This is a genomic window from Pseudarthrobacter cremeus (genome assembly GCF_051857465.1).
GTDB lineage: Bacteria > Actinomycetota > Actinomycetes > Actinomycetales > Micrococcaceae > Arthrobacter.
Genome location: NZ_JBPZHC010000012.1, coordinates 95,290 through 101,352, shown reverse-complemented (window position 1 = coordinate 101,352; position 6,063 = coordinate 95,290). Strand labels below are relative to the sequence as shown.

The following is a 6,063-nucleotide window of genomic DNA, read 5'->3' as shown; positions in this document are numbered from 1 at the left end:
CACCGACACCCCCTGCCGCAGAAGCGAAAAGAACTCATCCTTCAGCGCATCGGGCGCCCGAAAACCACTCGGCATGGCAACCTCCAGAAATCAGATGTTGCAACGACCGTATGATTCTGCCACCCGGAATCGGGCCGTATGTGACCCCGCGTTGCCTGTTTAACGGCCGCGGGTTTCTGTGGAATCGTTGCCTTGTGAGTTCCGAGCCTTCATTCAATCCTCCCTGCGGACCGGTCACCGGCTGGCGGGACGGCGATGTGGTGCGTGCTACCGGCATCCCCTACGCCACCGCAGGCCGCTTTCAGCCTCCGGTTGCTGCGCCGGACTGGACCTCCGGTTTCGCCGCCACAACGCTTGCGCCGGCCTGCCCGCAGGGCCCGGTCCCGTTCCTGGACGACATCCTTGGCACGCGTTACGGCGAGCTCCCCGGGAGCGAGGACTGCCAGCGCCTCTCGATCACCCTGCCGGCCGATCTCGCTGAAAACGAGCAGGTTCCGGTCATGGTGTGGCTGCACGGCGGTTCCTACACGTCCGGCTCCGGCGATCTGGCCATTTTCGACCCGTCTGCCCTTGTTGCAGAGAACCGCGTGATTGTGGTCTCCGTGACGTACCGACTGGGCCTGTTCGGATACCTGGCCACCGGCACGGGCAGGCCCGCAAACCTCGGCCTGCTGGACCAGTTGGAGGCGTTCCGCTGGGTGCAGCGCAACATCGGCGGCTTCGGCGGGGATCCTGGTTGTGTCACAGCGTTCGGCCAGTCCGCTGGCGGCGACTCCGTGGCGCACCTGATGGCGACGCCCGAAGCGCCCTCCCTGTTCCAGCGCGCCATCATCCAGAGTGCGCCGCTGGGCATCACCCGGGGCCGGCACAAAATGAGTACCGCCATGGGCATCGCGGCGGAAGCGGTCACCGAGGACACTCCCATGCTGGAGGTGGTGGAGATCGAAGGCCACGTCTCGCAGGTGGCCAGTAAGTACGGGCTGATGGCCGCCATGCCGTTCGGCACACAGTACGGCCACGCTCCGCTGCCGCCGGAAGACGAAATTGAGGCAGCCTGGAACACCACGGCTCCGGCCATCGACGTGCTGATTGGCCACACGTCCGACGAGGCCCGGCTGTTCCTGCCCCGGAACCCTGTTGTGGGCCGGCTGGCAAAGGTACCGGCCCTGGGAGACGTTGCCGTGAAGGCCATCAACTGGGCGATCACGGAAGCGGTCTACGGCAGGGCGGCCCGAAAGTTTGCCCGCCGGCATGTGCGGGCCGGCGGCAAGGCGTACAGCTACGTGCTGTCGTGGGGTGCCCCGGGGAACTTCTACCGGGCAGCGCACACCGTTGACCTGCCCCTGCTCTTCGGGAACCAAAAGACCTGGGAGCGGGCCGGCCTGCTTTCGGGTTCGTCGTGGGACGAGACCAACGCCGTGGGCCGCGAGGTGCGCCGGCTCTGGGCCTCCTTCGCCCGCGGGGATGGCCTGGGTGAAACGGGCGGGATCCCGGGAGCCCTTAAGTACTGCGCAGCCGGTTGAAGACACTCGGCGTCGATCTGGCCGCAGCCACCAGGAAGACGGCAGTGGCCGTGCTGGAATGGGACGGCAGCGCGGCCCGTCTGGAGCATCTGGCGCTGGACGTGGGCGACACGGAGATCGTGGAGCTGTTCGGCAGCAGTTCGATGACCGGCATCGACTGCCCGGTGGGCTGGCCTGATGCCTTCTTGCCCTTCCTTGCCGGGCACCTGAACTTTGACCCCCGCCCGGTACTGGACCATGACGGGATTGAGGGGCGCCGCCTCCTGGCCTACCGGGACACCGACCGGTTCGTCACCGGGCTCACGGGGCTGATCCCGCTCAGCGTCTCTGCCGATAGGCTCGCCCACCCGGCTATGAGGTGCGCCGTGATCCAGGCCAAGATCGCCGCGGTCCACGGGCCTCAGGCCAGGAACGGATCCGGCCGGCTGGCGGAGGTCTATCCCGCTGCATCCCTGAAGACCTGGGGCCTCCTGGCCCGTGGGTACAAGGGCGGGCGCGCTCCCGAGGCGGAACGGCTGGGCCTGATCCTGGACCACCTGATGGCGGAGGCGCCCTGGCTGGACCTGGCCGGTCACGAGACCCGGCTTGCAGCCTCCGATGACCTCTTGGATGCGGTGATCGCCTCGCTGACCGCACGCGCAGTCAGTCTGGGGCTGACTCTCCGGCCACCGGAAACCCACGCCGCCGCAGCATTGACCGAAGGCTGGATCCACGTGCCGTCGGGCGGGCTCGCCGAGCTTGTGGGCCAGGGCAACGCAGGGTCACTTTTGGTCGAATAAACCCGGATTATCGGGCGAAAAGTGACCCCGCGTTGCTTTGGCTCAGGGTTTTAGCGTCCAGTTGCGGATTTCTTCCGGGTCCTCGCCGTGGACGCGGGTGTGTTCCCGGGCCTGCATGCGGCGGTCCTGAAGGCTCTGCCGCAGCATGGAGTGCTTTTCCGCCAGTCCGGGCACCCGGTCAATGGCATCGATGGCCAGCTGGAAGCGGTCGATTCCGTTGAGCATCGCCATGTCGAACGGCGTGGTGGTGGTGCCCTCTTCCTTGTAGCCGCGCACGTGCAGGCCCTCCTGGTTGGTCCGCCGGTACGCCAGGCGGTGGATCAGGGCCGGGTAGCCATGGTAGGCGAAAATGATCGGTTTATCCGGGGTGAAAATACCGTCAAAGTCCGACGCCGGGAGGCCGTGCGGGTGCTCACTCACGTCCTGGAGACGCATCAGATCCACCACGTTGACCACCCGGACCTTCAGCTCCGGAGCGCCCTGCTTCAGCAGTTCAGCCGCCGCGACGGTCTCCACCGTGGGCACGTCGCCGGCGCAGGCGAGCACAACATCCGGCTCCTCCCCCGCCACTTCGGACCCGGCGAAACCCCAGATCCCCAGTCCCCGCTCGCAGTGGTTTTCGGCGTCGGCCGGCCCCAGCCACGTCGGTGAGGGCTGCTTGCCGCTGACCACGATGTTCACGTAATCCGTGGACGCCAGGCAGTGCTCCATCACGGACAGCAGCGTGTTCACATCCGGCGGCAGGTAGACCCTGATGACCCCGGCCTTTTTGTTCACCGCGTGGTCAATGAAACCCGGGTCCTGGTGCGAGAAACCGTTGTGGTCCTGCTGCCAGACGTGGGAGGACAACAGGTAGTTCAGAGACGCCACGGGCTGGCGCCACGGGAGCTGGCTGTGGACTTTGAGCCATTTGGCGTGCTGGTTGAACATGGAATCGACGATGTGGATGAAGGCTTCGTAGCAGCTGAAAACGCCGTGCCGGCCGGTCAGGAGGTAGCCCTCCAGCCAGCCCTGGCACAGGTGCTCACTGAGCACCTCCATCACCCGGCCGGACCGCGCGAGGTGCTCGTCGACGTCGTCAATCCGGTACTGCCACACCTTGTCGGTGACCTCGTAAACGCTCTGCAGCCGGTTGGACGCTGTTTCGTCAGGTCCGAACAGCCGGAACGTTTCCGGGTTCAGCGAGATGACGTCCCGCATCCACGAGCCCAGGGTGATCATGGGGCTGATCCGCTCGGTCCCTGATACGGGGACGTCGACGGCGTGGTCGGCGTACGCGGGGAGCTTCAGGGGCCTGCGCAGCAGCCCGCCGTTGGCGTGGGGGGTGGCACTCATCCGCAGGTTCCCGGCCGGCGCATTCGCCGCGACGTCGGGCATGAGCCGCCCGTCGCCGTCGAACAGTTCCTCCGGACGGTAGGACTTCAGCCATTCCTCCAGCTGCATCAGGTGCGCGCCGTTGGTGCGGACCTCGGAAAGCGGGACCTGGTGGCTGCGCCAGGTGCCTTCCACCTTCAGCCCGTCCACCACCCGCGGGCCCGTCCAGCCCTTCGGCGAGCGCAGGACAATCATGGGCCAGCGGGGAGCGGAGTCATTGCCGGGAGTGCCGCCGTCGGGAGTCCCACCCTTTGTCCCGCCGTGACCGTTGCGTCGCGCATCCTGGATGGCGCGGATGCCGGCCAGGGATGACTCGAGCGCGTCCGCGAAGTCCCGGTGCGCCTGGGCGGTGTTGTCCGGATCCTTGACCGTCACGAAATAGGGTTCGTGGCCGTAACCGCGCAGCAGCTGCTCGAGCTGCTCTTGCGGCATGCGCGCCAAGATGGTGGGGTTGGCGATCTTGTATCCGTTCAGGTGCAGGATGGGCAGCACTGCCCCGTCCGCCACCGGATCCAGGAAGTTATGGGAGTGCCAGCTGGCCGCCAGCGGTCCGGTTTCGGCTTCGCCGTCCCCGATGACGACGGCGGTGATCAGCCGGGGGTTGTCGAATACGGACCCGTACGCATGGGCCAGCGCGTACCCGAGTTCCCCGCCCTCGCTGATGGAGCCGGGCGTCTCGGGTGCTGCGTGGCTGGGGATTCCGCCGGGATAGGAGAACTGGCGGAACAGTTCGGCCATGCCGTCGGCGTCGTTCCCCACCTGGCCGTAGATCTCCGAGTAGGTGCCCTCGAGCCAGGCGTTGGCCACCACGGCCGGGCCGCCGTGGCCGGGGCCGGCAACGAAAAGCATCTCCTGGGCGTCACGCCGGATCACCCGGTTAAGGTGACCGTAGACGAAGTTCAGTCCGGGCGTTGTGCCCCAGTGCCCCAGAAGCCTGGACTTGGTGTCCTCCGCGCTGAGCGGATCGCGCAGGAGCGGATTGGAACGCAGGTAGATCTGCCCCACGGAAAGGTAGTTCGCTGCCCGCCACCAGCGGTCCACCAGTTCGAGCTCGTCCTGCGTCATGCTGCCGGCCATAACCATCCTCACGTAGCACCCGCCGCCCGCTGCGGCCGTCGCTCCATCCGAACAGATGACCGCCGCACTGGCAACCTCCGCTCACACAGAAAACGTGTCCGCTGCGCCCGATGGACTGCCCTGCCCATCACGGCGCGGGCAGGGCAACAGGTAGGTTCTTAGGGGTTGAATGAAGCATGCAGAGGGGGACTACCGTGGCAACAGGCCCAGGGGCGGCAGGAACAGGACAATACCCGGACCATGCGCTCATCACGAGTGCGCGCAAACGGACGAAAAACCTGGGGAACGGCCGGCCAGTGGTCGAATCCTCCGGCTGGCAGACCATGGCGGCGTGGGCCGTGGATTTCGGCGTCGTGGCAGTGCCCGCCGCCGTGGCGTCCGCTGCCGTGGCCGGTTCGGTGACGGGAACTGCTGGCCAGGCCGCAGCCGCAGCCATCACCGTGTGGATAGCGGCACCCTGGCTGTACGGGTTCTGTTGTCCCAATGGCGCCCCGCCCGTCCACCCGGACGTGACGCGGGCTGAGGCGGACGACGCCGCGGCCCGGCATTCCCAGTTGCCCGGGCTCTACGACCAACGGGGTCAGCGTGGGTGACTCCGGAAGACCCTGGCTGGTCCGCCGGGCCGAACGGCTCTACGGGGACAGGCTGGGGCGGCTGCTGCACAGCGAACTTTCCTGGCATATCGCCTGGACGTGGCTGCCTGCCCTGGTGGTGGTCGGTTTTGTTTATGGGACGATCCTCCAGTTCACCGGACGGCCCTCATCCCAACGGGACCCGGCCCTCTTCTCCGACATCCCGCTCTTCCTGGCGACGAGCATCCTTACCGGGATCGTCCTGTGGTCGCTGACCCTTTTCTGGAGCTTCCGCCGGGTGCTGGTGTTCGACCGCGGCCTCGTGTACGGGTACGCCCGGAAACACACCGCCCGCGCCATCTTCTGGCAGGACGTCGACCCTGCGTCGTTGCGGATGGTCGCGGCCCCGGCCGGCGTCGCGGCGGACAGCCTGCTCAAGACCCTGGGCAAGACCGGCAAAACCTCACTTGGCGTGCGCGGGCGGTACGCCGTGGCCTTCCATGGCTTGCCCCCGGCCCTCGCCACCGGTGCCGGGGGCGGGGGCGGTGCCGGGACCGGGGCGCTGGAGCCCGGCTTCTTCACGTTCAGCATGGCCGGGGCCCCGGACAGGCTCGTCATTGCGATCCAGCAGGCAATGGTGGAGTCCGGCGTCCACGGCGCAGGACCTGCCGGGCTGCAAGCCCTTCCGCACGTTCAAGTCAGCTCTGCCTTCAGGCTTGACCAGGCTTGACCAAGGTG

General features: G+C 67.1%; 5 protein-coding genes. 4 read left to right on the top strand and 1 reads right to left on the bottom strand.

Going from position 1 to position 6,063, the window contains the following annotated elements:
- The first annotated feature begins 194 nt into the window (after positions 1 to 194).
- Both ACS5PJ_RS19475 and ACS5PJ_RS19470 read left to right on the top strand, forming a co-directional pair.
- Positions 195 to 1,523, top strand: a complete 1,329-nt coding sequence (locus ACS5PJ_RS19475; RefSeq protein WP_439436514.1) for a carboxylesterase family protein — start codon at positions 195 to 197, stop codon at positions 1,521 to 1,523.
- Complete coding sequence (locus ACS5PJ_RS19470; protein WP_439436513.1) at positions 1,520 to 2,302, top strand: DUF429 domain-containing protein; 783 nt, start codon at positions 1,520 to 1,522, stop codon at positions 2,300 to 2,302. Before ACS5PJ_RS19475 ends, ACS5PJ_RS19470 begins: the two co-directional genes overlap by 4 nt.
- Before the next feature lie 42 nt (positions 2,303 to 2,344).
- On the opposite strand, the gene ACS5PJ_RS19465 is transcribed toward ACS5PJ_RS19470, so the two are convergent.
- The gene (locus ACS5PJ_RS19465) at positions 2,345 to 4,753 is read right to left on the bottom strand and encodes a phosphoketolase family protein (protein ID WP_439436512.1); all 2,409 of its coding nucleotides are present in this window, start codon (positions 4,751 to 4,753) and stop codon (positions 2,345 to 2,347) included.
- A gap of 194 nt (positions 4,754 to 4,947) precedes the next feature.
- Here ACS5PJ_RS19465 and ACS5PJ_RS19460 point away from each other — a divergent pair, with 194 nt between their 5' ends.
- Together ACS5PJ_RS19460 and ACS5PJ_RS19455 are read left to right on the top strand one after the other, a co-directional pair.
- Positions 4,948 to 5,346, top strand: coding sequence for a hypothetical protein (locus ACS5PJ_RS19460; protein ID WP_439436511.1), 399 nt, complete (start codon positions 4,948 to 4,950; stop codon positions 5,344 to 5,346).
- Positions 5,339 to 6,055, top strand: a complete 717-nt coding sequence (locus tag ACS5PJ_RS19455; RefSeq protein WP_439436510.1) for a hypothetical protein — start codon at positions 5,339 to 5,341, stop codon at positions 6,053 to 6,055. The genes ACS5PJ_RS19460 and ACS5PJ_RS19455 overlap by 8 nt, the downstream gene beginning before the upstream one ends.
- Positions 6,056 to 6,063: the final 8 nt, after the last annotated feature.

What these genes read in the sequence shown, in the direction of transcription:
- ACS5PJ_RS19465 (WP_439436512.1), bottom strand. Translation starts at nt 4,753, where the DNA reads ATGGCCGGCAGCATGACGCAGGACGAGCTCGAACTGGTGGACCGCTGG.